This window comes from Streptomyces sp. NPDC034049 (genome assembly GCF_055575575.1).
In genome coordinates this window covers 1-22,810 of the sequence record NZ_JBVISJ010000001.1, presented here as the reverse complement: position 1 = coordinate 22,810, position 22,810 = coordinate 1, and the positions used below count along the sequence as shown (strand labels likewise).

At 71.5% G+C, this 22,810-nt stretch carries 21 protein-coding genes; 11 read left to right on the top strand and 10 right to left on the bottom strand.

Features of this window, described 5'->3' with window-relative positions; genetic code table 11:
• The first annotated feature begins 182 nt into the window (after positions 1–182).
• The 5 genes from ACZ52C_RS00105 (at position 183) to ACZ52C_RS00085 (ending at position 6,380) form a co-directional block, all read left to right on the top strand.
• Complete coding sequence (locus tag ACZ52C_RS00105; protein ID WP_469072636.1) at positions 183–1,253, top strand: M4 family metallopeptidase; 1,071 nt, start codon at positions 183–185, stop codon at positions 1,251–1,253.
• A 59-nt stretch (positions 1,254–1,312) separates the two neighbouring features.
• A complete protein-coding gene (locus ACZ52C_RS00100; protein WP_469072635.1) occupies positions 1,313–1,579 on the top strand; it encodes a protealysin inhibitor emfourin in 267 nt (88 codons plus the stop codon).
• A gap of 88 nt (positions 1,580–1,667) precedes the next feature.
• Positions 1,668–3,002: a GH1 family beta-glucosidase gene (locus ACZ52C_RS00095; protein ID WP_469072634.1), complete on the top strand. Its 1,335-nt coding sequence runs from the start codon at positions 1,668–1,670 to the stop codon at positions 3,000–3,002.
• Entirely contained in the window at positions 2,999–4,249 is a 1,251-nt protein-coding gene (locus ACZ52C_RS00090; protein ID WP_469072633.1) for an MFS transporter, read from the top strand. The genes ACZ52C_RS00095 and ACZ52C_RS00090 overlap by 4 nt, the downstream gene beginning before the upstream one ends.
• A 190-nt stretch (positions 4,250–4,439) precedes the next feature.
• A complete protein-coding gene (locus tag ACZ52C_RS00085; RefSeq protein WP_469072632.1) occupies positions 4,440–6,380 on the top strand; it encodes a protein-arginine deiminase domain-containing protein in 1,941 nt (646 codons plus the stop codon).
• A 69-nt stretch (positions 6,381–6,449) separates the two neighbouring features.
• Here ACZ52C_RS00085 and ACZ52C_RS00080 read toward each other — a convergent pair whose 3' ends face one another.
• Positions 6,450–7,187 (bottom strand): bleomycin resistance protein, encoded by a 738-nt coding sequence (locus ACZ52C_RS00080; protein ID WP_469072631.1) that lies wholly within the window; start codon positions 7,185–7,187, stop codon positions 6,450–6,452.
• A 91-nt stretch (positions 7,188–7,278) separates the two neighbouring features.
• Positions 7,279–8,241 carry a GTPase Era gene (era, locus tag ACZ52C_RS00075; RefSeq protein ID WP_329899410.1) on the bottom strand — a complete coding sequence of 321 codons (963 nt, stop codon included), beginning with the start codon at positions 8,239–8,241 and terminating at the stop codon, positions 7,279–7,281.
• 154 nt (positions 8,242–8,395) lie between these two features.
• On the opposite strand from era, the gene ACZ52C_RS00070 reads away from it, so the two are divergent.
• Together ACZ52C_RS00070 and ACZ52C_RS00065 are read left to right on the top strand one after the other, a co-directional pair.
• Complete coding sequence (locus tag ACZ52C_RS00070; protein WP_469072630.1) at positions 8,396–9,727, top strand: ammonium transporter; 1,332 nt, start codon at positions 8,396–8,398, stop codon at positions 9,725–9,727.
• 3 nt (positions 9,728–9,730) lie between these two features.
• Positions 9,731–10,069 carry a P-II family nitrogen regulator gene (locus ACZ52C_RS00065; RefSeq protein WP_469072629.1) on the top strand — a complete coding sequence of 113 codons (339 nt, stop codon included), beginning with the start codon at positions 9,731–9,733 and terminating at the stop codon, positions 10,067–10,069.
• Between the two features lie 71 nt (positions 10,070–10,140).
• Here ACZ52C_RS00065 and ACZ52C_RS00060 read toward each other — a convergent pair whose 3' ends face one another.
• Complete coding sequence (locus tag ACZ52C_RS00060) at positions 10,141–10,617, bottom strand: hypothetical protein (protein ID WP_469072628.1); 477 nt, start codon at positions 10,615–10,617, stop codon at positions 10,141–10,143.
• A 425-nt stretch (positions 10,618–11,042) separates the two neighbouring features.
• Here ACZ52C_RS00060 and ACZ52C_RS00055 point away from each other — a divergent pair, with 425 nt between their 5' ends.
• A complete protein-coding gene (locus ACZ52C_RS00055; protein ID WP_469072627.1) occupies positions 11,043–12,623 on the top strand; it encodes an oxidoreductase in 1,581 nt (526 codons plus the stop codon).
• A gap of 17 nt (positions 12,624–12,640) precedes the next feature.
• Here the strand turns inward: ACZ52C_RS00055 and ACZ52C_RS00050 are convergent, their stop codons facing one another.
• The 6 genes from ACZ52C_RS00050 to ACZ52C_RS00025 all read right to left on the bottom strand — a co-directional run bounded on the left by ACZ52C_RS00050 (position 12,641) and on the right by ACZ52C_RS00025 (position 17,263).
• On the bottom strand, positions 12,641–13,000 hold the full coding sequence (locus ACZ52C_RS00050) for a cytidine deaminase (protein ID WP_469072626.1): 360 nt from the start codon (positions 12,998–13,000) through the stop codon (positions 12,641–12,643).
• A gap of 49 nt (positions 13,001–13,049) precedes the next feature.
• Entirely contained in the window at positions 13,050–13,409 is a 360-nt protein-coding gene (locus ACZ52C_RS00045) for an MmcQ/YjbR family DNA-binding protein (protein WP_469072625.1), read from the bottom strand.
• Positions 13,406–14,713, bottom strand: coding sequence for a hemolysin family protein (locus tag ACZ52C_RS00040; protein ID WP_469072624.1), 1,308 nt, complete (start codon positions 14,711–14,713; stop codon positions 13,406–13,408). The genes ACZ52C_RS00045 and ACZ52C_RS00040 overlap by 4 nt, the downstream gene beginning before the upstream one ends.
• Complete coding sequence (gene ybeY, locus ACZ52C_RS00035) at positions 14,710–15,207, bottom strand: rRNA maturation RNase YbeY (RefSeq protein WP_469072623.1); 498 nt, start codon at positions 15,205–15,207, stop codon at positions 14,710–14,712. The genes ACZ52C_RS00040 and ybeY overlap by 4 nt, the downstream gene beginning before the upstream one ends.
• A gap of 14 nt (positions 15,208–15,221) precedes the next feature.
• Complete coding sequence (locus ACZ52C_RS00030) at positions 15,222–16,292, bottom strand: PhoH family protein (protein WP_469072622.1); 1,071 nt, start codon at positions 16,290–16,292, stop codon at positions 15,222–15,224.
• A gap of 182 nt (positions 16,293–16,474) precedes the next feature.
• Positions 16,475–17,263, bottom strand: a complete 789-nt coding sequence (locus tag ACZ52C_RS00025) for an IclR family transcriptional regulator (protein WP_469073388.1) — start codon at positions 17,261–17,263, stop codon at positions 16,475–16,477.
• 108 nt (positions 17,264–17,371) lie between these two features.
• Here ACZ52C_RS00025 and ACZ52C_RS00020 point away from each other — a divergent pair, with 108 nt between their 5' ends.
• From ACZ52C_RS00020 to ACZ52C_RS00010, 3 genes are all read left to right on the top strand, one after another.
• Positions 17,372–18,697, top strand: coding sequence for a glucarate dehydratase family protein (locus ACZ52C_RS00020; protein ID WP_469072621.1), 1,326 nt, complete (start codon positions 17,372–17,374; stop codon positions 18,695–18,697).
• A gap of 251 nt (positions 18,698–18,948) precedes the next feature.
• On the top strand, positions 18,949–20,058 hold the full coding sequence (locus ACZ52C_RS00015) for a carbohydrate kinase family protein (RefSeq protein ID WP_469072620.1): 1,110 nt from the start codon (positions 18,949–18,951) through the stop codon (positions 20,056–20,058).
• A gap of 382 nt (positions 20,059–20,440) precedes the next feature.
• Complete coding sequence (locus ACZ52C_RS00010; RefSeq protein WP_469072619.1) at positions 20,441–21,634, top strand: MFS transporter; 1,194 nt, start codon at positions 20,441–20,443, stop codon at positions 21,632–21,634.
• A gap of 27 nt (positions 21,635–21,661) precedes the next feature.
• Here ACZ52C_RS00010 and ACZ52C_RS00005 read toward each other — a convergent pair whose 3' ends face one another.
• Positions 21,662–22,654, bottom strand: a complete 993-nt coding sequence (locus ACZ52C_RS00005) for an adenosine deaminase (RefSeq protein ID WP_469072618.1) — start codon at positions 22,652–22,654, stop codon at positions 21,662–21,664.
• Positions 22,655–22,810: the final 156 nt, after the last annotated feature.

Genomic DNA, 22,810 nt, shown 5'->3' with positions numbered 1-22,810 from the left:
CACAGGCCGACAGGAGCGCCCCGCCAGGGGCGCGGGGAACTGCGCGAGAAGCCCCACACGGGAAAGCCCGCCCTCGACCCTCAGTAACACGGCGATGACGATTCGCGACCCATACGGCGACATTTCACCAATCATGGTTGCCTCTAGTGACACGCCCCTAACGGAGTGCAATCGTGCGAGACATGACCACCACCGGGGGCCACGAGCCCGTCTTCTGCACGGTCGTCCCGCCACACGTCCTCGACAAGCTCTCCCAGGCCGACGACCCGACACTCGCCAACGCCGCACGCCGCACCCTGGAGCGCGACGCACTCGAACGCACCCACCGCCGACTGACCACCGTCATCGGCGCCCCGAGCATCACCGCGCCCGTCGGCGCCGAGGAGGGCACACCGCACCGCACGATCCACGACGCCCGCCACGGCACGGACCTGCCCGGCAGGAAGGTGCGCGGCGAGGGCGACGCGCCCGGCAAGGACGCCACGGTCAACCGCGCGTACGCGGGCCTGGGCGCCACGTACGAACTGTTCTGGAAGTCCTTCGCCCGCGACTCGATCGACGGCGACGGCCTGCCGCTGAACGCGACCGTGCACTACGAGCGCGACTACAACAACGCCTTCTGGAACGGCGAACAGATGGTGTTCGGCGACGGGGACGGCGAGATCTTCCTCGACTTCACCATCCCGATCGACGTCATCGGCCACGAACTCAGCCACGGCGTCACCCAGTACACGGCGAACCTCACGTACTTCGGCCAGCCGGGCGCGCTCAACGAGTCGATGTCGGACGTCTTCGGCGCCCTCATCAAGCAGTACACGCTCGGCCAGACCGCCGCGGAGGCGGACTGGCTGATCGGCGCCGGTCTGCTCGCGCCCCGTGTCACGGGGGTCGCGCTCCGCTCGATGAAGGCCCCGGGCACGGCGTACGACGACGACGTCCTCGGCAAGGACCCGCAGCCGGCGACCATGGACGACTTCGTCCGCACCGGCCGCGACAACGGCGGTGTGCACATCAACTCCGGTATCCCCAACCACGCGTTCTACCTGGTGGCCACCGCGCTCGGCGGCCACGCCTGGGAGCGCGCCGGACAGATCTGGTACGACGTCCTCACCGGCGGCGCACTCGACAAGCAGGCCCTCTTCGTCGACTTCGCCACGCTCACGGTCAAGGCCGCGAAGGACCGCTACGGCCAGGGTGACGAGCTGACGGCGGTGCTGAAGGCCTGGGAGCAGGTGGGCGTACGGACGCTGTAGGCGTGCGCGGCGGCGGTGCGGTGCTGCGCCGCGGCCCCGTTCCGTACTACACATGACGCATGCGTATCGAAGTGCGGCGCACGGGCGGTTTCGCGGGCATCGAGCGGCACGCGGTCGTGGACACCGCCGGACGGCCCGATGCCCAGGACTGGCACGCCCTGGCCGAGCGGGCCCTCACCGCCGGCCGGGGCTCACCGCCGCTCGGGGTGCCGGACGGCTTCTCGTACGAGATCACGGTGGACGGCCGGACCGTGCACTGCGCGGACCCCCGGCTGTCCGAGGCGCAGCGGGAGCTGATCAGAAGGGTGCTCAAGGAGGGGGCATGAGCAGCCCCGCGCGGGCACCAGGGGCGCGTAACGGGCACTTCACCCTCGGGCGTTGACTTCCGTTACCCGTGGTACGGATGATCCGCCCATGGCGACGAACGCGACCAACCCGATACCCCGGTTCCCGGCAGGCTTCCTGTGGGGCGTCTCGACCTCCGCGCACCAGATCGAGGGGGCAGCGGGCGAGCGCGAGCCGTCCGTGTGGGACGCCTTCTCGGCCGAGGCGGGCCGGATCAAGGACGGCTCGACGGCGGCGGTGGCCTGCGACCACTTCCACCGCTACCCGGAGGACGTGGCCCTCCTGCGCGACCTGGGTGTCGGCGCGTACCGCTTCTCGATCTCCTGGCCGCGGGTGAACACCCCGAACGGCCTGGACTTCTACGACCGTCTGGTGGACGAGCTGATCGGCGCCGGTGTGCGCCCCGTCCCGACCCTCTTCCACTGGGACCTGCCGTCGTCGCTGGCGGAGAGCGGTGGCTGGCTGAACCGGGACACCGCCGAGCGGTTCGCCGAGTACGTCGCCGTCGTGGCCGCCCGGCTCGGCGACCGCGTCGGCAAGTGGATCACCCTCAACGAGCCCGCCGAACACACCCTGCTGGGCCATGCCCTCGGCACCCACGCGCCCGGCAAGCAGCTGATGTTCGACGCGCTCCCGGCCGCCCACCACCAGCTGCTGGGCCACGGCCTGGCCGTACGGGCCCTGCGCGCGGCCGGCGTCACGGACGTCGGCATCGCCAACTCGCACGGCCCGACCTGGGCGGCCTCCCAGGAGCAGGCGGACGTGGAGGCGGCCGGCTTCTACGACCTGCTCCTCAACCGTCTGTTCGCGGAGCCGGTCCTGTTGGGCGAATACCCGGAGGGGATCGGTGAGTTGATGCCGGGCACGGACATCGACTCCGACCTGAAGATCATCTCCGAGCCGATCGACTGGTACGGCGTCAACTACTACGCGCCGACCCGGGTCGGGGCCCCCGAGGGTGAGGACATCGAGTTCGGCGGGGTCTCCATCCCGGCCGAACTCCCCTTCACCGTCAAGCAGATCGAGAACGTCCCGACCACCGACTTCGGCTGGCCGGTGGTCCCCGAGGGCCTCACCGAACTCCTCACCACCTTCCACGACCGTTACGGCGACCGGCTGCCCCCGGTCGTGATCACCGAGAACGGCTGCTCCTACGAGGGCCTCGACGACCAGGAGCGCATCGCCTACCTGGACGGCCATGTGCGCGCGCTGCACGCCGCCTCCGAGGCGGGCGTCGACCTCCGCGGCTACTTCGTGTGGTCGCTGCTCGACAACTTCGAGTGGGCCGAGGGGTACGCGCGGCGGTTCGGCCTGGTCCACGTGGACTTCGAGACGCTGGAGCGGACCCCGAAGGCGTCGTACGCCTGGTACCGGGACCTGCTGCGGGCGCAGAGCAGAGGATGACGACGACACAGCCGACGGACGCCCTCGCCGAGCCCTCGGAACGGGTCGGCGGGGGCTGGACCTCCGCCCTGGCTCTGGCCAACGGGGCGATCTGGGTGGGCTGGTACGGCCCGCTGCAGATCCTGCTGGCCTCCCAGGCGGAGGAGTTCGCGCCCGGCGCGGGCATGTCGAAGGAGTCCATGCTGGCGTGGGTGACCGGCGCCGGGGCGGTCGTCTCACTGCTGGCCACGCCGCTGTTCGGGGCGCTGTCGGACCGGACGGCGTCCCGCTGGGGCCGCCGTACGCCGTGGATCGTCGTGGGGTCGGCGGGCGGGGCGGTGTCGCTGCTGCTGCTCGCGGGCGCGGGCGGGCTGTGGACCATGGCGGCCGGCTGGTGTCTGGTGCAGTTCACCCTGAACGCGTCCTGGGCGGCGGTCACCGCCGCGGTCCCGGACCAGGTGCCGCGTCTCCAACGGGGCTCGGTGGGTGGCTGGTTGGGGGCGGCGCAGATCCTGGGCGTGGTCGGCGGCACCGGGCTGGCGACGCTCGGCGGGGGCGTCGGCGCGGGGTACGCGGCGTGCGCGGTGTTCACGCTGGTGGGCGTGTTGCCGTACGTGCTGGGGCACCGGGACCCGCGACTGCCGGCGGCGGCCCGGCCGTGGTCGTGGCGGGGGTTCCTGGTCGGCTTCTGGCTGAGCCCGCGGCGCCATCCGGACTTCGCGTGGGCCTGGCTGACGCGTTTCCTGATCAATCTGAGCAACAGCGTCGGCCTGCTCTACCTGCTGTTCTACCTGCGGGACCGGGTCGGGTACCCCGACCCGGAGGAGGGCGTGCTGATCCTCACCGTGGTGAACGCCTCGACGCTGCTGGCGACGGTGGTGGTCTCCGGGGTGTGGTCGGACCGGGTGGGGCGGCGCAAGCCGTTCGTGTACTGGTCGGGGATGGTGATGGCGGCCGCGACCGGTCTCATCGCCCTCTGGCCGACCTGGCCCGGCGCGATCGTCGCCTCGGCCCTGCTCGGCCTGGGCTTCGGTGTGTTCACCTCGGTCGACTTCGCCCTGATGACCGACGTCCTCCCGGCGGCCCTCGACCGGGGCAAGGACCTGGGCGTGATCAACGTGGCCAACTCCCTCCCCCAGGTGGCCGCTCCGGTGCTGGCGGCCCCGATCGTGACGTATGCCGGCGGCTACCGGACGCTGTACCTGGTGGCGGCGGTGATCGGACTGGCGGGGGCGGTGTTGGTGGGGCGCATCCGGGGCGTGGAGTAGCTCGCGCGCACCCGGGCGGGTCCGGCGTGCGGCGTGCGGCAGATCACGTGTTTCACAGCGGGCGCACAGACAACGGTTGCGCGCTTTCCGCCGTCTTCAGTGCTGACCACCCCCGCCGCCGAAGGGACGCCCTGTGCCTACGCGTTCAACCAGACCATCCCGAACCCGCCCCGCACGGCAGGCGATAGCCGTGCTGGCGGTGTCCGGCACGCTCCTCGCGACGCCGTCGCTGGCGGTGCCCTCGGCGTTCGCGGCCGGGGCGCCCCCGACCGATCTGCGCGTCGACACCAACCGCGACGGCAAGGTCGACGTCACCGGCACCACCGACACCTCCGGCGAGAACGGCTGGACCGTCACCCGCGGCGCCCTGATGCTGCCCAACATCGACGACGACACCCGCCGTTGCCCGGCGACCGGCCCCAAGGGCAAGCCCCTCTCGGACGCCAAGCTGGCCGCCTGCAACGACGCCTCCGACACCAAGGTGAACGGCACCGCCGACGCCGCCGACCTGGCCCGCGTACGCTCCGTGCCGATGGCGAGCGTCCCCGCCGGGGCGCAGGGCAGCGTGAAGGTCACGGCGGGCGCCCAGCAGACCCGGGTGTTCGTCAAGCGGGGCACGAAGTGGGAGCCCGTCACCACCAAGACCCGTCTGTCGCGGGCCGAGTTGAAGGCCGGGGTGGAGTTCGGCGTCGAGGCCAAGGACGTCATCCGGGACACCGCGAAGTGGGACGGGACGGCCCGGGTCCGGCTGACCGTGAAGTCCTCCAAGGGCACCACCGCCGACTCCGTCACCCTGCGCGTGGCCCCGCTGCTGACCCACCACCACCTGCAGAACGCCCAGCAGTTGCTGGTCACCAAGATCTCCGGCGGCAACTACGGCAAGCTCAACCGCGCCTTCCGCGAGGGCCTGGACAAGGCCGCCAAGGACGCCGGCATCACCCGGCCGACGGTGAACTTCACCAAGTACGGCGACATCTGGGCGCAGGACTTCGTCGAGCCCGCGTACGTCAGCATGACCGGCGCGGACGGCAAGCGGCAGGCCATGCGGGTGATGCTGCGCTCCGCCCAGCTGGACCGTGAGTCCGGCCGGGAGCTGTTCGAGAAGATGCGCGGCCCGAACATCGGTGCCGTGCAGGTGACGGGCGCCAAGGACTCGGAGGAGTGGACGCTCAACTCCATGGGCAACCTGGAGACCATTCCGCCGTACGCCCACGGCGACCGTTCCTTCCCGGCGGGCCGGATCATCATGGGGCAGCGCCCGGACGTCGGCTCCAAGCCGGCCAAGGTGATGCGGACGTTCCTGAAGTCCCAGGGCATGCAGGACCCGCTGTTCCTCGACACGTCCTGGCTGCACGTGGGCCACGTCGACGAGTTCGTGCAGTTCCTGCCCGCCGACACCCCGCGCGGCTGGAAGATCGCGATCGCCGACCCCGAGGCGGGGCTCCAGCTGCTGCGTGACGCGAAGGCCGCGGGCCACGGCTCGACGAAGATGTTCTCCCTGAAGCTCGGCCCCACGGAGACCATCAGCAAGGCCCTCGCCTCCAAGACCCTGGTCTCCGACAACAACCTCGCCACCCGCCGCATCGAGGCCAACCTCGCGGTGCTCAAGCGCGAGACCGGCGTCACCGACGCCGAGATCGTCCGGGTCCCGGCCCTCTACACCCAGGGCACCGAGCAGGTCGGCGAGACGCAGTCGGGCGGCGACGACAAGACCCGTCTCCCCCGTCTGACCCGCCTCGGCGCCGGCGCCGAACTCCCGGACGTGGCACGGGACTACGGCCAGCAGCGCCGTCTCGACGAGACGACGGCGGACCAGGGCTCGAAGAGCCCGGAGGGCTTCGGTGCCGCGTCCCCCGCGGCGCCCGCGCCCTCGGTCATGACCAGCGCGTACGTCCCCGGCGCGGTCAACGGCATCGTCCTCAGCCGCACGCACTACCTGGCGCCGCGCCAGTGGGGCCCGGTCATCGGCGGCAAGGACATCTTCACCGAGGCGGTGACGGCCGCGTACACGGGCGCCGGCATGAAGGTGTCGTACCTGGACGACTGGGAGACGTACCACCTCGGCATGGGTGAGATCCACTGCGGCACCAACACCCTGCGGAGCACCTCCGCGGCCTGGTGGACGCGCTGACCCCGGCGACCGCCCGCCCCCGCACGACCTGACGGCCGCCGCCCCGGAGCACCGGGGCGGCGGCTTCTCTCATGCCCGCTCCCGGCCCCGCAGGTCCTCCAGCCGCACCAGCGCGTCGTGCGCCGTGCGCCGTTCCTCGTCGGTGAGTTCGACGGCTGCCACCCGCGCCAGCGCGACCGCAGCCGTCTCCTCGTCGCCTGTGCGGGCGGCGACATCGGCACGCATCACGAGCAGCCGCACCAGCTGGGACGCCGTGGGGGCCGGTCCGCCCGGTCCGCCCGGTCCGCCCGTCCCCGGCCCGAGCACCCGGTCGATGACCTTCGCCGCGGCCGCCGGGTCGTCCCGGGAGTCGGCCAGCAGGGAGGCGTGGTGCAGGGCCCGCGCGTAGGTCTCCCGTGGGGCGGGCCGGTGGTGCTGGTCCTCGCTCGTCGGCTGCCCCACCCGTACGCAGTTGCCGCCCGGATCGGTCATCAGGAACTGCCGCATGCCGTACGACATGTCCTTCAGCGGCCCGATGCGGGGCAGCCCCCGCGTCGGCACCCGCCCGTACGCCTGCCGGAGCCCGGCCCGGAACGCGGCGTACAGGCCGTCGACGTCGTCGCTGACCACGTAGCAGGTGCTGATCGAGGCGGTCGGCTCGTAGCTCTTCAGGCCGAAGAACTGCAGCTCGATACGGCCGCGTTCCACCACGGCGTACGGGTTGGGGCTGCGCTGCTCGAAGGTGACCTCGAAGCCGAGCGCCGTGTAGAAGTCGAGGAGCGGCTCGAGGCTCTGACAGGGAAGGATCGGAATCGTCTTCTCGCCCATGCCGCAACGCTAGTCAAACTTGACCAGAGGGGCGACCGTTTAAAGCGCGACCGTTCGCACGGTCACCCTCCGCACGGAGTCTCGCCGTCCCTCAGAACCCCAGCTTCCGCAGCTGGCGCGGATCGCGCTGCCAGTCCTTCGCCACCTTCACATGGAGGTCGAGGAAGACCGGCGTGCCCAGCAGCGCCTCGATCTGCTTCCGCGACTTGATGCCGACCTCCTTCAGGCGCTTGCCCTTGGGGCCGATGATGATGCCCTTCTGGCTGGGACGCTCGATGTAGACGAAGGCGTGGATGTCCAGGAGGGGCCGGTCGGCGGGACGGTCCTCACGGGGGAGCATCTCCTCCACGACCACGGCGATGGAGTGCGGCAGCTCGTCGCGCACGCCCTCCAGGGCCGCCTCGCGGATCAGCTCGGCGATCATGACCTGCTCGGGCTCGTCGGTGAGGTCGCCCTCGGGGTAGAGGGCCGGGCCCTCCGGCAGCAGGGGGACGAGCAGATCGGCCAGCAGGTCCACCTGCTTGTCGGCGACGGCCGAGACGGGCACGATCTCGGCCCACTCGAAGCCCAGCTCCTTGCCGAGCTGGTCGATGGCGATCAGCTGCTCGGCCAGCGCCTTGCTGTCCACCAGGTCGGTCTTCGTGACGATCGCGATCTTCGGCGTCTTCTTGATGGACGCCAGTTCCTTGGCGATGAACCGGTCACCGGGACCGAGCTTCTCGTTCGCGGGCAGGCAGAAGCCGATGACGTCGACCTCGGCCCACGTCGTGCGGACCACGTCGTTGAGGCGCTCACCCAGCAGGGTGCGCGGTTTGTGCAGCCCCGGGGTGTCGACCAGGATCAGCTGCGCGTCCGGCCGGTGCACGATGCCCCGGACCGTGTGCCGCGTGGTCTGCGGCTGGTTCGCCGTGATCGCCACCTTCTGGCCGACCAGAGCGTTCGTGAGGGTGGACTTGCCCGCGTTGGGGCGGCCCACGAAGCAGGCGAAGCCGGCGCGGTGGGCGGCCTCGGCCGGCTGCTCGGATGACTGGGTACGGACGCTCATGGCGCCCATTCTCCCTGATCCTCGGAGCCCCGCCGCACCCACCACGGACCGTGAGCTTTCCGAAACCCTCACGCAACGAAACGTCACGGAAACACACCCGTACGCGTCCCGAAACGCACGCCGATCACCCTCTGACGAGCCCCCGCACCCGTTGGAGTCCACCGTGCCCACCGTGCCCCTGGCCGCGTCCCTCGCCGCACCGGCCGTCGACACCGGCGACACCGCCTGGCTGCTCGCCGCCACCGCCCTGGTCCTGCTGATGACACCGGGCCTCGCCCTCTTCTACGGCGGCATGGTCCGCACGAAGAGCGTCCTTAACATGCTGATGATGAGCTTCGTCTCGATCGCGCTGGTCACCGTGGTGTGGCTGGCCGCCGGCTACTCGCTCGCCTTCGGCGACGACGCCTTCGGCGGGCTCATAGGCGGCCTCGACCACCTCGGCATGAGCGGTGTCGGCCCCGCGAGCGTCCACGGCACCGTCCCCACCGTCCTCTTCGCCACCTTCCAGCTGACCTTCGCGATCATCACGGCCGCGCTGATCAGCGGCGCGATCGCGGACCGCGCGAAGTTCGGGGCGTGGCTGGTCTTCGTACCGGTGTGGGCGCTGCTCGTATACGTTCCGGTCGCCCACTGGGTGTGGGGTCCGGGCGGCTGGATCCTCAGCGACCTCGGCGCCCTGGACTTCGCGGGCGGACTGCCGGTGGAGATCACCTCCGGCGCCTCCGGACTGGCCCTGTGCCTGGTCCTCGGCCCCCGTCTGGGCTTCAAGAAGGACGCCATGCGCCCGCACAACCTGCCGATGGTCATGCTGGGCGCGGGTCTGCTCTGGTTCGGCTGGTTCGGCTTCAACGCCGGCTCGGCGCTCGGCGCCAACGGCCTGGCCGCCGCCGCCTTCCTCAACACGCTCGCCGCCGGCTGCACCGGTCTGCTCGGCTGGCTCTTCGTCGAGCAGAAGCGCGACGGCCATCCGACGACGCTGGGCGCGGCCTCCGGCGCGGTGGCCGGTCTCGTCGCCATCACTCCGTCCTGCGGCTCGGTCTCACTGCTCGGCGCGCTGGTCATCGGCCTCGCCGCGGGTGTCGTCTGCTCCTACGCGGTGGGCTGGAAGTTCCGGCTGAACTACGACGACTCGCTCGACGTCGTCGGCGTCCACCTGGTCGGCGGGGTCATCGGCACGGTCCTGATCGGTGTCTTCGCCGCCCGGTCGATGACCGGCGGCGCCGAGGGCCTCCTGTACGGCGGCGGTCTCGCCCAACTCGGCAAGCAGGCGGTGGCCGTGGTCGCCGTCGGGACGTACGCGTTCCTCGTGACGTACGGCATCGGGAAGCTGATCGACAAGGTGCTGGGCTTCCGCGCGGAGGAGGAGCACGAGCACACCGGTCTCGACCTTACGGTGCACGCCGAGACGGCATACGATCACGGCGTCCTGGGCCACGGCGCCCCGGTCAGCTCGTCCGTCCCGTCCCCGTCCCCCACGCAGAAGGCCAAGGCTTAAGGCATGAGACTCATCACCGCGATCGTCAAGCCGTACCGCCTCGACGCGGTCAAGACCGCCCTCCAGGAGATGGGCGTGCACGGTCTGACCGTCAGCGAGGCAAGCGGTTACGGCCGGCAGCGCGGTCACACCGAGGTGTACCGGGGTGCCGAGTACCAGGTCGACCTCGTGCCCAAGGTCCGGATCGAGATCGTCGTCGAGGACGCGGTGTGCGACGACGTCATCGACACCATCGTCAAGGCCGCCCACACCGGCAAGATCGGCGACGGCAAGGTGTGGGCCCTGCCGGTGGAGACGGTCGTACGGGTGCGGACGGGAGAGCGGGGTCCCGACGCGCTCTGAGGCGACGGAACCGAACAGGAGGGGTGGTGCGGCCCGCGGGCGGCGCCACCCCTCACTCATGGGCGCTCGGCTCAGTCGAAGACGAACGGTCCCGGCGACTGCGGTCCGCTCGCCGTGCAGCTCACGGTGATGCCGAAGACCACCATCTGCAGGGAGCCGCCGAACGCCTCCAGGCTGTCGCCGGGGGCGACGGTGCCGGTGAGCGGGCCCACCACCATGCCGTCGCCGGCGGCCAGGGCCGGGTTCTCGGTGCCGGTGAAGGCCGTCGTGCCGCCGCTCGCCTTGACGAAGGTGAGCGTGGACTGGATGGAGTCCTCGGCGAGGGCGATCGGAGCGGTGATCTCCTCGGAGGAGAGGGTGACCGTGGCGGTCGTACCGGTCTGGGTGGCCGTGAGCGTGGCCGTGCCGGAGCCGCCGATGGTGCAGCTGGCGTTGATGGTCGCGGTCTCGGGAGTGACCGCGAGGGCGGTCGGCGCGAACGCGAGTCCGGTGACGGCCAGCGTCCCTGCCGCGAGCGCCGCGCCGACTCCGAGTCGTATGCGTGTCATCGAGCGAATTCCCTTCCCTGGTACGGGAGGTGCACGGGGCCTGGGGAAGCCCCGTACGTCCCGGTACGGGCGTTGCCATGTGGGGGTGCACTGCGCGGCCGCGCGGCGGAATGTGACGGTCCGCCAAGAGAACGGCTCCATTGAGGCGTGCGCGGGCCGAGATTGCAAGAGATGCTCCGGCGGTTGCGGCAAGGGTCGGCGAAAGTGGCCGAAGCCGTTCGCTGACGGTGCCGGCCGACTCCGCGCCGAGGTGGCGGCGGGCGCCGATCTGTCCCGCGCCGCACGCTTTCGCCGGTAGCGCGGCCCCGATGTCCACTCGCCCGCGCATGATTTTCATGCAGCTCGCAGGGCTGTTACCGGCCGTAACACTATGCGGCGAGCGCCCGCCGCTCCCCCGCCGGACCGAAGATCACTACGCTGTACCGGTGCTCACCTACGAGGAGTTGACGGGGCCGGAACGTGAGCTGTGGGACGCGTTTCCGGAAGGACGGCGGGTCGACCTCAGGACCGGGGTGCCCGAGGAGGACGGGGTCGCCGGCGGCGAGGGCTGGGGGCCCGAGCGCACGGTACGGGCGACGGTGATCATGGCGCTGCTGCTGGGGGCCAACGCCGCCCAGCGGCCCGGCGCGGTCGGCTCGCTCTCCCTCGCCGGCGCGCGGATCTCCGGCCATGTCGACCTGGCCGGCGCCCGGATCGAGCATCCCCTCTGGCTGGAGGGCTGCTGGTTCGAGCAGGAGGTGAACCTGTACGGGGCGGAGACCCGGACGGTCGCGATCATGGGCAGCCGGGTGCCCCGGCTGGAGGCCGGGGCGAGCCGGATCGGCGGACGCCTCGACCTGCACGGCACCCAGGTGGAGGCCGGGCCGCCGTCCTCCCCCTTCCACCGCGCGAGCACCGCCCTGTCGCTGGTCAACGCCCATGTGGCCGGCGGCATCATGCTGAACAGGGCGCGGCTGATCGCACCCGGCGGCTGGGCGATGGCCGCCGGCGGCCTGGTCGTCGAAGGCGGCCTCTTCTGTCGGCGCGGCTTCGTCGCCGACGGCGAGATACGGCTGCTGGGCGCCCAGTTGCCCGGCGGACTGTTCCTCCAGGGGGCCCGCCTGGAGCGGCCCGGCCCGCACGGGGTGACCCTCGCCCTGGACAACGCGGTCGCCCAGACGGTCGACTGCTCCGAGGGATTCGTCTCCCACGGCACCGTCCGCCTGCGCGGCGCCCGGATCACGGACAACCTGTCCTTCGAGGGCGCCGTTTTGAACGGACCACCCGGCGACGACGGCGAAACGGGCACCGGCCCGGCCCTGATGGCCATGCTCATGCAGGCCGCCGACTTCGACTTCGCCCTGGCCAGGCGGCCGACGGGTGCGGTGGATCTGCGGGGCGCCCAGGTGTCGTACCTCCACGAGAGCGCGCACAGCTGGCCCGAGGTGGTGGAGCTGGACGGCTTCGTCTACGGCTCGATCAAGACCGCGGAGACGAACGGTGAGCGGAGGGAGGCGGTGAGCGGTCCGGCGACCGTGCGGCGCCGCGTGGAGTGGATACGCCGCAGCCCGGGCTACAGTCCGCAGCCGTACGAGCAACTCGCGGCCTGGTACCGCAAGGTCGGGCACGACGACGACGCCCGCCGGGTGCTGCTGGCCAAGCAACGGCACCGGCGGAGCACGCTCTCCCCGGCGGCCCGCGTCTGGGGCCACCTCCTCGACGCGACCGTCGGCTACGGCTACCGCCCCTGGCTGGCCGGTGTCTGGCTGCTCGCGCTGATCCTGCTGGGGACGACGGCGTTCGACACCGCCACCCCCACCGCGGTGAAACAGGACGAGGGCGCGCCCTTCCAGCCGCTCGTCTACACCCTCGACCTGCTGGTCCCCATCGGCGGCCTGGGCCAGCGCACGGCCTGGTACTGGACGGACGGCACCCTCCAGTGGCTGGCCTACGCCCTGATCGCCCTCGGCTGGATCCTCACGACGGCCGTCATCGCGGGAGTGACCCGCACCCTGCAGAAGAACTAGAGCGTCGCCGGGACGCCTCAGCCCGCCGTCACCGTCGCGCGCACCGACCCGTCCGGCCCCGCCAGCAGGACCGGGGTCTCCGGCCCGCCGAGGTCCCGCACGGCGGCCCGGTCCTCGTCGGAGACGGTCTCCGCGGCGGTCACCACGGCCGCCGCCTCCAGGGACTTCGCGCCGGAGGCCACCGCCATGGCGACGGCCGTGCGCAGCGCGCTGAGCCGCAGGGAGTCGAGTGCCACGGTCCCGGCGACATACGTCCGGCCCGTCTCGTCGCGTACGGCCGCCCCCTCGGGCACCCCGTTGCGGGCCCGCGCGGAACGGGCCAGGGTGACGATCTTCCGGTCCTCGGGGTCGAGGTCGTGCGCGCTGCTGTCGGTCATGAACCGAGCATACGGAGACCCGGCCGGTCCGCCGCGCGCCGGGGTCCGGTCATCCCCGGTCCAGCCGCAGGCGCTCCGCGCGGGGCAGACCCGCCACCACCAGGTCGTACGAGTCCTCGATCAGCTCCTCGACCAGGCGGCCCGGGAGGCCCGCGTCGAGGGCGACGGTGTTCCAGTGACGCTTGTTCATGTGGTAGCCGGGGGTGACGAGGCCGGGGTGCTCGGTGCGCAGCCGGACCGCGTCCTCGGGGTCGCACTTGAGGTTGACCTTCAGGGGCCGCTGGTCCGTCCAGCTCAGGGCGAACATCTTCCCGAGGACCTTGAAGACGGAGATCTCGGGACGGAAGGGGAAGTCCTCGACGGCCTCGTCGAAGGAGAGGCAGAAGGCACGCAACTCCTGTGGTGTCACTCGGACTTCTTCTCCTCCTCCGGCGGCCCGGCGGGGCCGATCGGCTCCACGAGCACGGTGACGATCTTGTTCCGGCGGCCGGCGGCGGCCTCGGCGGTGAGCCGCAGTTCGCGCTCGTCCGGCAGGGCGACGACCGAGGAGGCGCCGGCGATGGGGACACGGCCCAGGGCCTTGGCGAGGAGGCCGCCCACGGTCTCCACGTCCTCGTCGTCATAGGCGTCGAGGCCGTACAGCTCGCCGAGGTCGGTGATGTCGAGGCGGGCGGTGACGCGGTAGCGGTCGTCGCCCAGCTCCTCCACCGGCGGCAGCTCCCGGTCGTACTCGTCGGTGATCTCGCCGACGATCTCCTCCAGGATGTCCTCGATGGTGACGATGCCGGCGGTGCCGCCGTACTCGTCGATGACGACGGCGACGTGGTTGCGCTCCTGCTGCATCTCGCGCAGCAGGTCACCGGCGTTCTTGGTGTCGGGGACGAAGACGGCCGGGCGCATGGCCGTGGACACCAGTTCGCTCTCGGCGTCCCGGCTGATGTGCGTCTTGCGGGCCAGGTCCTTCAGGTACACGATCCCGACGATGTCGTCCTCGTTCTCCCCCGTGACCGGTATGCGCGAGAAACCGGAGCGCAGGGCGAGGGTGAGGGCCTGACGGATGGTCTTGTACCGCTCGATGGCGACCAGGTCGGTGCGCGGGACCATCACCTCGCGCACGAGGGTGTCACCGAGTTCGAAGACCGAGTGCACCATGCGGCGCTCCTCGGCCTCGATCAGGGACTCCTTCTCCGCGAGGTCGACCAGCGCCCGCAGCTCGGCCTCGGAGGCGAACGGGCCCCGGCGGAAGCCCTTGCCGGGCGTGAGCGCGTTACCGATGAGGATGAGCAGGTTCGGGATCGGGCCCATGATCCGGGCCAGCGGCAGCAGCACGTACGCCGCCGCCGTGGCCGTGTTCAGGGGGTGCTGGCGGCCGATGGTGCGCGGGGAGACGCCGACGGCCACGTAACTGACGAGGACCATCACCCCGATGGCGACGACCAGGGCCTCCCAGGTCGCGTCGAACTGCTTCAGACAGGCGTAGGTGACGAGCGCGGCGGCGGCCATCTCGCAGGCCACGCGCACCAGCAGCGCCACGTTCAGATAGCGGGTGGGGTCCGCCGAGATCTGGGCGAGCTTCGCGCTGCCGCGCTGCCCGGCCCGTACGGCCTCCTCGGCACGGAAGCTGGAGACGCGCGCGAGGCCCGCCTCCGCGCAGGCGGCGAGCCAGGCGACGACGACCAGGGCGACGGCACCACCGATGAGAGTCGCGCTCATGACACGGTCGGCGCCGGGGAGGGGCCGGTGAAGCCCTTCTCCGCGCGCCAGCCGTCCACGATGGCGGCCTGGAGGCCGAACATCTCGGCCTTCTCGTCCGGCTCCTCGTGGTCGTACCCCAGCAGGTGCAGCACCCCGTGGACGGTGAGGAGCTGGAGCTCCTCGTCCATGGAGTGCTGCGTCTCGGCTTCCCTGCCCTGCTTCTCGGCGACCTCGGGGCACAGCACGATGTCGCCGAGCAGGCCCTGCGGCGGCTCGTCGTCGTCCTTCGACGGCGGCCGCAGCTCGTCCATCGGGAAGGACATGACATCGGTCGGACCGGGGAGGTCCATCCACTGGATGTGCAGCTGCTCCATGGCGTCGGCGTCCACCACGATCACCGACAGCTCGGAGAGGGGGTGGATGCGCATCCGTGTCAGCGCGTAGCGGGCGATGTCGAGGATCGCCTGCTCGTCGACCTCGGTTCCGGACTCGTTGTTGACGTCGATCGACATGGTGCTGTGCTTGTCTACTTCCCCTTGGGCCCGGCCTTGCCCCGGCCGCCCTTGTGCGTGCCGTTCTCCGTGCCGTGCGTGGTGTCGTACTTCTCGTACGCGTCGACGATACGGCCGACGAGCTTGTGCCGTACGACATCCTGGGACGACAGCCGGGAGAAGTGCACGTCGTCCAGGCCCTCCAGGATGTCCTGCACCTGGCGCAGACCGGACTTCGTGCCGCTCGGCAGGTCGACCTGCGTCACATCACCCGTGATCACGATCTTCGAGTCGAAGCCGAGGCGGGTGAGGAACATCTTCATCTGCTCGGGCGAGGTGTTCTGTGCCTCGTCGAGGATGATGAAGGCGTCGTTGAGCGTGCGACCGCGCATGTACGCCAGCGGCGCGACCTCGATGGTCCCGGCGGCCATCAGCCGGGGGATCGAGTCGGGGTCGAGCATGTCGTGCAGCGCGTCGTACAGCGGACGCAGGTAGGGGTCGATCTTCTCGTAGAGGGTGCCGGGGAGGAAGCCGAGGCGTTCGCCGGCCTCGACCGCCGGGCGCGTCAGGATGATCCGGTTGACCTGCTTGGACTGCAGGGCCTGGACCGCCTTGGCCATGGCGAGGTACGTCTTGCCGGTACCGGCCGGGCCGATGCCGAAGACGACGGTGTGCTTGTCGATGGCGTCGACGTACCGCTTCTGGTTGAGCGTCTTGGGGCGGATCGTGCGGCCACGCGAGGACAGGATGTTCTGTGTCAGCACCTCGGCCGGGGTCTCCTGGCCTTCGCTCTTCCCGTTCTCGCTCGCCCTCAGCATGGCGATCGAGCGTTCCACCGCATCCTCCGTCATCGGCTGTCCGGTGCGGAGCACCAGCATCATCTCGTCGAACAGGCGCTGGACGAGAGCGACTTCGGGGGCGTCGCCGACCGCGCTGATCTCATTGCCCCGGACATGGATGTCGACCGCCGGGAAGGCCTTCTCGATCACGCGCAGGAGGGAGTCGCCGGAACCCAGCACGGTCACCATGGGGTGCGCCGCGGGGACGGTGAACTGCGCTCTCGCCTTGCCCTGCGCGGGGGTGTGAGCTGTGCGTGTCTGAGTCATGGGCCGGCTCTGTAGGCCGCGGTTCCTCCTCTTGGCCGTGGGGCTCGTGTTGCCCTTTTCCAGAGTACGACGCGGTGGTGACAGTGCCGTAGGGCTTTTACCGGGGGAGCTCGGGGCCGCGTGTACGTCGCGGTCTGCGGCCCGGTGGGGCTTCTCGCGCAGTTCCCCGCGCCCCTGGCCCTTCAGCGCCAGGCCGGCGCGCCGCCGACCGCACCCGGGGTCGTCGCCTCGATCTTCGTTCGGATCTCTCCCATCACCGTCACGATCCGTTCCTCGTGCTCCGGGGTGAGGCGGGTGACCGGGACCGAGCAGCTGATGGCGTCGGTGGTGGGGATCTCGGTGCGCAGGGCGAAGCCGAAGCCGACGATGCCGGGCACGCCCTCCTCGCGGTCGACGGCGTAGCCGCGGGCACGGACGGTCGCGAGATCCGCGGCCAGGGCGGCGCGGGTGGTGCGGGTGCGGGGGGTGAGCGCCTCGTAGGGGCCGTCGGGGAGGTCGGTGTCGGGGCGTTCGGCGAGGAGGGCCTTGCCGAGCGCGCCGGCGTGGGCGGGGAGGCGGCGGCCCACACGGCTGATCGTGCGCAGGTACTCGTGCGACTCGCGGGTCGCCAGGTACGCGACGTCCCTACCGTCGAGACGGGCGAGGTGGATGGTCTCGCCGAGCGCCTCGGACGCCTCGTCGAGGTAGGGCCGTACGGCGCGTACGCGCGGGTCGGAGTCCAGGTAGCCGGTGCCGGTGAGCAGGGCGCGGATGCCGATGCCGTAGAGGGACCCGGTGGTGTCCGTACGGACCCAGCCCCGGCCGATCAGGGTCTGCAGCAGGGCGTACATCGAGCTGCGCGGGACCCGCATCTCGTCCGCCAGCTCCTGGAGGCGGGCGGGGCGGTCGCCGCGCGCGGCCAGCAGTTCCAGCAGGTCGACCGTGCGCGCCGCGGACTTCACCTCACGGACGCCGCCCTCTGTTTCCGACATGGTTTCCGGCATGCGCCGATCGTAGGAGACGACGCGGCGCCATTGACCTGGCTCGTTCGCGTACCTAACCTCCATCTCCATACGTAGACAAGTGACGTGCACGCTTGGATGACCTCTGGCAGGAGCCGCCCCGTGACCGCGACCCGTGACCTGACCATCGCCGAGGTCCGGCTGACCCCGATCCTCGTCGCCGACCCGCCGCTGCTGAACACCCAGGGCGTGCACCAGCCGTACACCCCCCGGCTGATCGTGGAGGTGGTGACCGCCGACGGGACCACGGGCCTGGGCGAGACCTACGGCGACACCAAGTACCTGGAGCTGGCCAGGCCGTTCGCGCAGAAGCTGGTGGGCCGTCCGGTCAGCGATCTGAACGGGCTGTTCACGCTCGCCGACGAGGTGGCCGTCGACGGGACGCGGGTCTCCGGACAGGTCGACGTGGGCGGCCTGCGCGGTGTCCAGACGGCCGACAAGCTGCGTCTGTCGGTCGTGTCCGCGTTCGAGGTCGCCTGTCTCGACGCGCTCGGCAAGGCGCTGGGGCTGCCCGTGCACGCGCTGCTCGGCGGGAAGCTGCGGGACACCGTGGAGTACAGCGCGTACCTCTTCTACAAGTGGGCCGACCACCCCGAGGGCGTCGTGGGCGAGCGGGACGACTGGGGGGCCGCCGTGGACCCGGCCGGGGTGGTGGAGCAGGCCCGGCGGTTCAAGGAGCGGTACGGGTTCACCTCGTTCAAGCTCAAGGGGGGTGTCTTCCCGCCGGACGAGGAGATCGCGGCGATCCGTGCGCTGGCCGAGGCGTTCCCCGGACATCCGCTGCGGCTGGACCCGAACGGGGCCTGGTCGGTGGAGACCTCGCTGAAGGTCGCGGACGCGCTGGGGGACGTGCTCGAGTACCTGGAGGACCCGGCGCTCGGGACGCCCGCGATGGCCGAGGTGGCGTCGCGGACGTCGGTGCCGCTGGCCACCAACATGTGCGTGACGACCTTCGCGGAGATCGAGGAGGCGTTCACGAAGGGGGCCGTACAGGTCGTCCTCTCCGACCACCACTACTGGGGCGGACTGCGCAACACACGTGAACTGGCCGCGATCTGCCGCACGTTCGGCGTCGGGGTGTCCATGCACTCCAACACCCACCTGGGGATCAGCCTCGCGGCGATGACCCAGGTGGCGTCGACCGTGCCGAACCTGCACCATGCCTGCGACTCCCACTACCCGTGGCAGTCCGAGGACGTCCTCACCGCGCGCCTCACCTTCGAGGACGGCGCGGTACGGGTTTCCGACGCGCCGGGTCTCGGCGTCGAACTCGACCGTGACCAGCTGGAGTTCCTGCACCGGCGGTGGCTGTCCGACGACGGTTCCCTGCGGGAGCGGGACGACGCGGCGGCGATGCGGGTGGCGGAGCCGGGGTGGGTGACGCCGACGGTGCCTCGCTGGTGAGGCCGGTTGTTCGTCTGCGGGCGAGTGGGGGCTGGTCGCGCAGTTCCCCGCGCCCCTGAAAAGCAGGGGCTGCGCCCCGTGCCTTTCGGCCCGAAAGGGCCGTAGGCCCTTGAGGGGCGCGGGGAACTGCGCGAGAAGCCCCACCGGGCCCGCACCCGACAACACACCGAAGCCCCCACCACCGCACCCGCCCCACCCAGCGGAGCGGTGGGGCAGACTGGCTGGATCCGCACCACGCCAGGGAGCACATCGTGACCGCGTTCAAGGGAGAGCGACCGCACCGGCCCCAGGTCGACCCGCTGAGGGCCCTGCGCGCACCGGATGACCCGCCCTGGGACGTCTATCTGACCGGCACCGTCTTCCTCGACATCATCTTCACCGGCCTGGACTCCGCGCCGGTGCGCGGAACCGAGTCCTGGGCCCGCGGCATGGGGTCCAGCCCCGGCGGTGTGGCCAACATGGCCACGGCCCTGGCCCGGCTGGGCCTCAGGACCTCCCTCGCGGCGGCCTTCGGCGACGACCACTACGGCGAGTACTGCTGGGACACCCTGGAGCAGGGCGAGGGCATCGACCTCTCCCCCTCCCGCACGGTCCTCGGCTGGCACTCCCCGGTCACCGTCTCCATGGCGTACGAGGGCGAGCGCACGATGGTCTCCCACGGCCACGAGGCGCCCCCGGAGGAGTCCGCGCCGGAGTGCCCGCCCCCCGCGCGCGCCGCCGTCGCCTCCCTCACGCCCGGCGTACGCGCCCCCTGGATCGCCCAGGCCGCGAGCAAGGGCACCCGGATCTTCGCGGACGTCGGCTGGGACGAGACCGGCGCCTGGGACCTGGCGGGGCTCGCCGATCTCGCCCACTGCGAGGCGTTCCTGCCCAACGCGGCCGAGGCGATGCGGTACACCGGCGCCGAGTGCCCGAGGGCCGCCGCCCGCGCGCTGACCGAGCACGTCCCGGTGGCCGTGGTGACCCTGGGCGCGGAGGGCGCGTACGCCGTGGACGGGCGGACCGGTGAGACGGCGGAGGTGCCGGCCATCGCGGTGGAAGCCCTGGACCCGACGGGCGCGGGGGACGTGTTCGTGGCCGGATTCGTCACCGGCACGCTGGCGGACTGGCCGCTGGCGGACCGGCTGGCCTTCGCGGGGCTGACCGCGGCGCTGTCGGTCCAGGAGTTCGGGGGGTCGCTGTCCGCGCCGGGCTGGGCGGAGATCGCGGCGTGGTGGCGGCGGGTGCAGTCGCTGGACGGGCAGGATCCCGCGGCGCTGCGCCGGTACGCCTTCCTGGAGGACTTCCTCCCGAAGGACCACGTCAGCCCGTGGCCGCTGCGGCGGGCGGTCCCCACGATCGGCTTCCGCCGCTCGGCCTGAGACCGGGCGCGTCATAGCTCGGGGGTACCTGTCTCGTCGGCGGGTGCGGGTGGATCGTGGTTGCTCGCGCAGTTCCCCGCGCCCCTGAGAAGCAGGGGCTGCGCCCCGTGCTTCTCAGGCCCGCCGCCGGTCGCCTTTCAGGGCCACGGGGGCCTGGTCTTTCAGGGGCGCGGGGAACTGCGCGAGAAGCCCCACGCATCCGCACCCGCCGACGAAACAGGCACCCCCGAGCTACTGGGCGCACCCAAAAACTCACGCGCCTACCCACCAATCCCCACCCCAAACGCGCCGTGATACAAATTCTCCGCGCGTCCCTGTCCGTCGACAGCCAGCCGCCCAACCCCCCTCATCGAGCCGCACCTTCGCACGCCCAGGAACGCCCGTGTCCCCCCGCACCACCACCCCGCCCTGGCCCCTCGTCGCCCTTTTCACGGCCGGGTATCTCGCCGCGTACCTCCTGCCCACCACCGTGGGCAGACTCGACGCCGCGCTCCCCCTCACCACCACCGAGGCCGGCGCCGTCGGCAGCGCGCTGCTGCTCGGCTCGGCCACGGCCGGCTTCACGCTCGCCGCCCACGTGGAACGCCTCGGCCCCCGCCGCCTCGCCCGGGCGGGCCTGACGCTCGCCGCCGTCGGCTACGGCACCGCCGCGCTCACCACCGCCCTGCCCGCCGTGGTCGCGGGCGCGGTCCTCGGCGGCTTCGGTTCCGGCACGGCGACCGCCGTCGCCGCGACCGGGATCGCCGCGCAGCGCGACCCGCACCGGGTGTCGACGACGGGCCTGCTGAGCGTCTCGGCGCTGGCCGGCGCGCTGTATCTGACGATTCCCCGCCTGGGCCCCGGCCACGGCCTCCCCCTGGCCGCCCTCGCCCTCACGGCCCTGCTCACCCTCCCGGCGACCTCCCGGCTCGCCGAACCCGTGGCCACCGCCCACGTCGCCCGGGACCGGCGCCCGCTCCCCCACCTGCGCCACGGCCTGACCCTGGCCGTCACGCTCCTGCTGTGGTCCCTGGCGCAGAACTCCCTCTGGGGCGTCAGCGGCCGGATCGGCACCACCCAGGCCGGGCTCTCCGAGGTCACCGTCGGCGCGGTCTTCGCGACGGCGCTCGGCGCGGGCCTGCTCGGGGTGATCGGGGCGAGCGCGCTGGGCGTGCGCTTCGGCCGCGCGCTCCCCATCGGCGCCGGCACCGCCCTCATCTCCGGCTGTATCGCGCTCAGCGCCACCGCGACCGACCTGCCGACCTTCGCCACCGGCGAGATCGCCTGGAACGCGCTCTACCCGGTCGTCCTGTCGTACCTCATCGGCCTCGCCGCCTCCCTCGACCCGCGCGGCCGCTGGGCGGTCCTGATCGGCTCCGCGTCCTCGCTCGGCACGGCCGCCGGGCCCCTCGTCGGCAGCCTGCTCTCCGCCCACGCCGGCTACCCGGCGATGGGCGCGATCCTGGCGGTGGGCCTGCTGCTCATCACGGCCCCCATGACCTGGGTGGCCCTGCGCACGACCGCGCCCACCACGGAACACGCCCGCTACCAGGAGCAGTCGACCGCCGGGCTAGCGGAGTACCGCCCGGCGGCCTAGGCGTGAGCGCCGTGGCCCCCGCCCCGGTCACCCGAACTCGTACGCGTCCACCTCGGCGAGGTACCGGGCCCGCCGCTCCTCGTCGTGCTCCAGGAAGGACGCGGTGAAGGAGTTGCGGGCCAGCTCCCGCAGCCGGTCCTCGTTCAAGCCGAGGGTCCGGCGTACGGCGTCGTAGTTGTCGCCGGCGTATCCGCCGAAGTAGGCGGGGTCGTCGGAGTTGACCGTGCAGAGCAGGCCCGCGTCGAGCATGGCGGGCAGCGGGTGGTCGGCGAGGGTGTCGACGGCGCGCAGCCGGACGTTGGAGAGCGGGCAGAGCGTCAGCGGGATCCGCTCGCGCACCAGCCGTGCGACGAGGTCCGGGTCCTCCATGCAGCGCAGCCCGTGGTCGACGCGCTCGACCCCGAGGACGTCGAGGGCCTCGGTGATGTACTCCGGCGGGCCCTCCTCCCCCGCGTGCGCGACGCGCCGCAGTCCGAGCGCCGCGGCCGCCTCGTACACCTCACGGAACTTCACCGGCGGATGCCCGACCTCGGCCGAGTCCAGTCCGATCCCGACGATCCGGTCGAGATACGGCTTCGCGGCCTCCAGCGTGTCGAGGGCCGACTCGGCGGACTCGTCCCGCAGGAAGCAGAGGATCAGCTGCGTGGAGATCCCGTGCCGCTCCTCGCTCCTGCCCAGCGCCCGCCACAGCCCTTCGACGACCGTTCCCATCCCCACGCCCCGCGCGATGTGGGCCTGCGGGTCGAAGAAGATCTCGGCGTGGCGTACGCCCTGGGCGGCGGCGCGGGCGAGATAGGCGTCGGCGAGGTCCGCGAAGTCCTGCTCGGTGCGCAGGACCGCCATCAGCTCGTAGTACAGGTTCAGGAAGGACTGGAGATCCTCGAACTCGTAGGCCTTGCGGAGCGCTTCCGTGTCCGCGTACGGCAGCGCGACCCCGTTCCGGGCTGCCAGCGCGAACGCCAGCTCCGGCTCCAGGGTGCCTTCGATGTGCAGGTGCAGTTCAGCTTTGGGGAGGGACATCAAAGCATCGTACGGCCGCTCTAGCTGTATTGATCACGAGCGTTGTTAACGTCGGTCGGATTTGATCGTGGCGAAGGCCTCCGTGTGTGGTGGAGGTGTCGAATCTTCACCGCACGGAGGCCTTCGTGTCCCACCGTAATGCCCGGCTGACCATTC

Coding starts and splice junctions, on each gene's coding strand:
- ACZ52C_RS00105 (WP_469072636.1), top strand. CDS start 183: ATGACCACCACCGGGGGCCACGAGCCCGTCTTCTGCACGGTCGTCCCG.
- ACZ52C_RS00020 (WP_469072621.1), top strand. CDS start 17,372: ATGACCTCTGGCAGGAGCCGCCCCGTGACCGCGACCCGTGACCTGACC.
- ybeY (WP_469072623.1), bottom strand. CDS start 15,207: ATGTCGATCGACGTCAACAACGAGTCCGGAACCGAGGTCGACGAGCAG.
- ACZ52C_RS00025 (WP_469073388.1), bottom strand. CDS start 17,263: ATGTCGGAAACAGAGGGCGGCGTCCGTGAGGTGAAGTCCGCGGCGCGC.
- ACZ52C_RS00040 (WP_469072624.1), bottom strand. CDS start 14,713: ATGAGCGCGACTCTCATCGGTGGTGCCGTCGCCCTGGTCGTCGTCGCC.
- ACZ52C_RS00005 (WP_469072618.1), bottom strand. CDS start 22,654: ATGTCCCTCCCCAAAGCTGAACTGCACCTGCACATCGAAGGCACCCTG.
- ACZ52C_RS00100 (WP_469072635.1), top strand. CDS start 1,313: ATGCGTATCGAAGTGCGGCGCACGGGCGGTTTCGCGGGCATCGAGCGG.
- ACZ52C_RS00080 (WP_469072631.1), bottom strand. CDS start 7,187: ATGGGCGAGAAGACGATTCCGATCCTTCCCTGTCAGAGCCTCGAGCCG.
- ACZ52C_RS00060 (WP_469072628.1), bottom strand. CDS start 10,617: ATGACACGCATACGACTCGGAGTCGGCGCGGCGCTCGCGGCAGGGACG.
- ACZ52C_RS00065 (WP_469072629.1), top strand. CDS start 9,731: ATGAGACTCATCACCGCGATCGTCAAGCCGTACCGCCTCGACGCGGTC.
- ACZ52C_RS00050 (WP_469072626.1), bottom strand. CDS start 13,000: ATGACCGACAGCAGCGCGCACGACCTCGACCCCGAGGACCGGAAGATC.
- era (WP_329899410.1), bottom strand. CDS start 8,241: ATGGGCGCCATGAGCGTCCGTACCCAGTCATCCGAGCAGCCGGCCGAG.
- ACZ52C_RS00095 (WP_469072634.1), top strand. CDS start 1,668: ATGGCGACGAACGCGACCAACCCGATACCCCGGTTCCCGGCAGGCTTC.
- ACZ52C_RS00030 (WP_469072622.1), bottom strand. CDS start 16,292: ATGACTCAGACACGCACAGCTCACACCCCCGCGCAGGGCAAGGCGAGA.
- ACZ52C_RS00090 (WP_469072633.1), top strand. CDS start 2,999: ATGACGACGACACAGCCGACGGACGCCCTCGCCGAGCCCTCGGAACGG.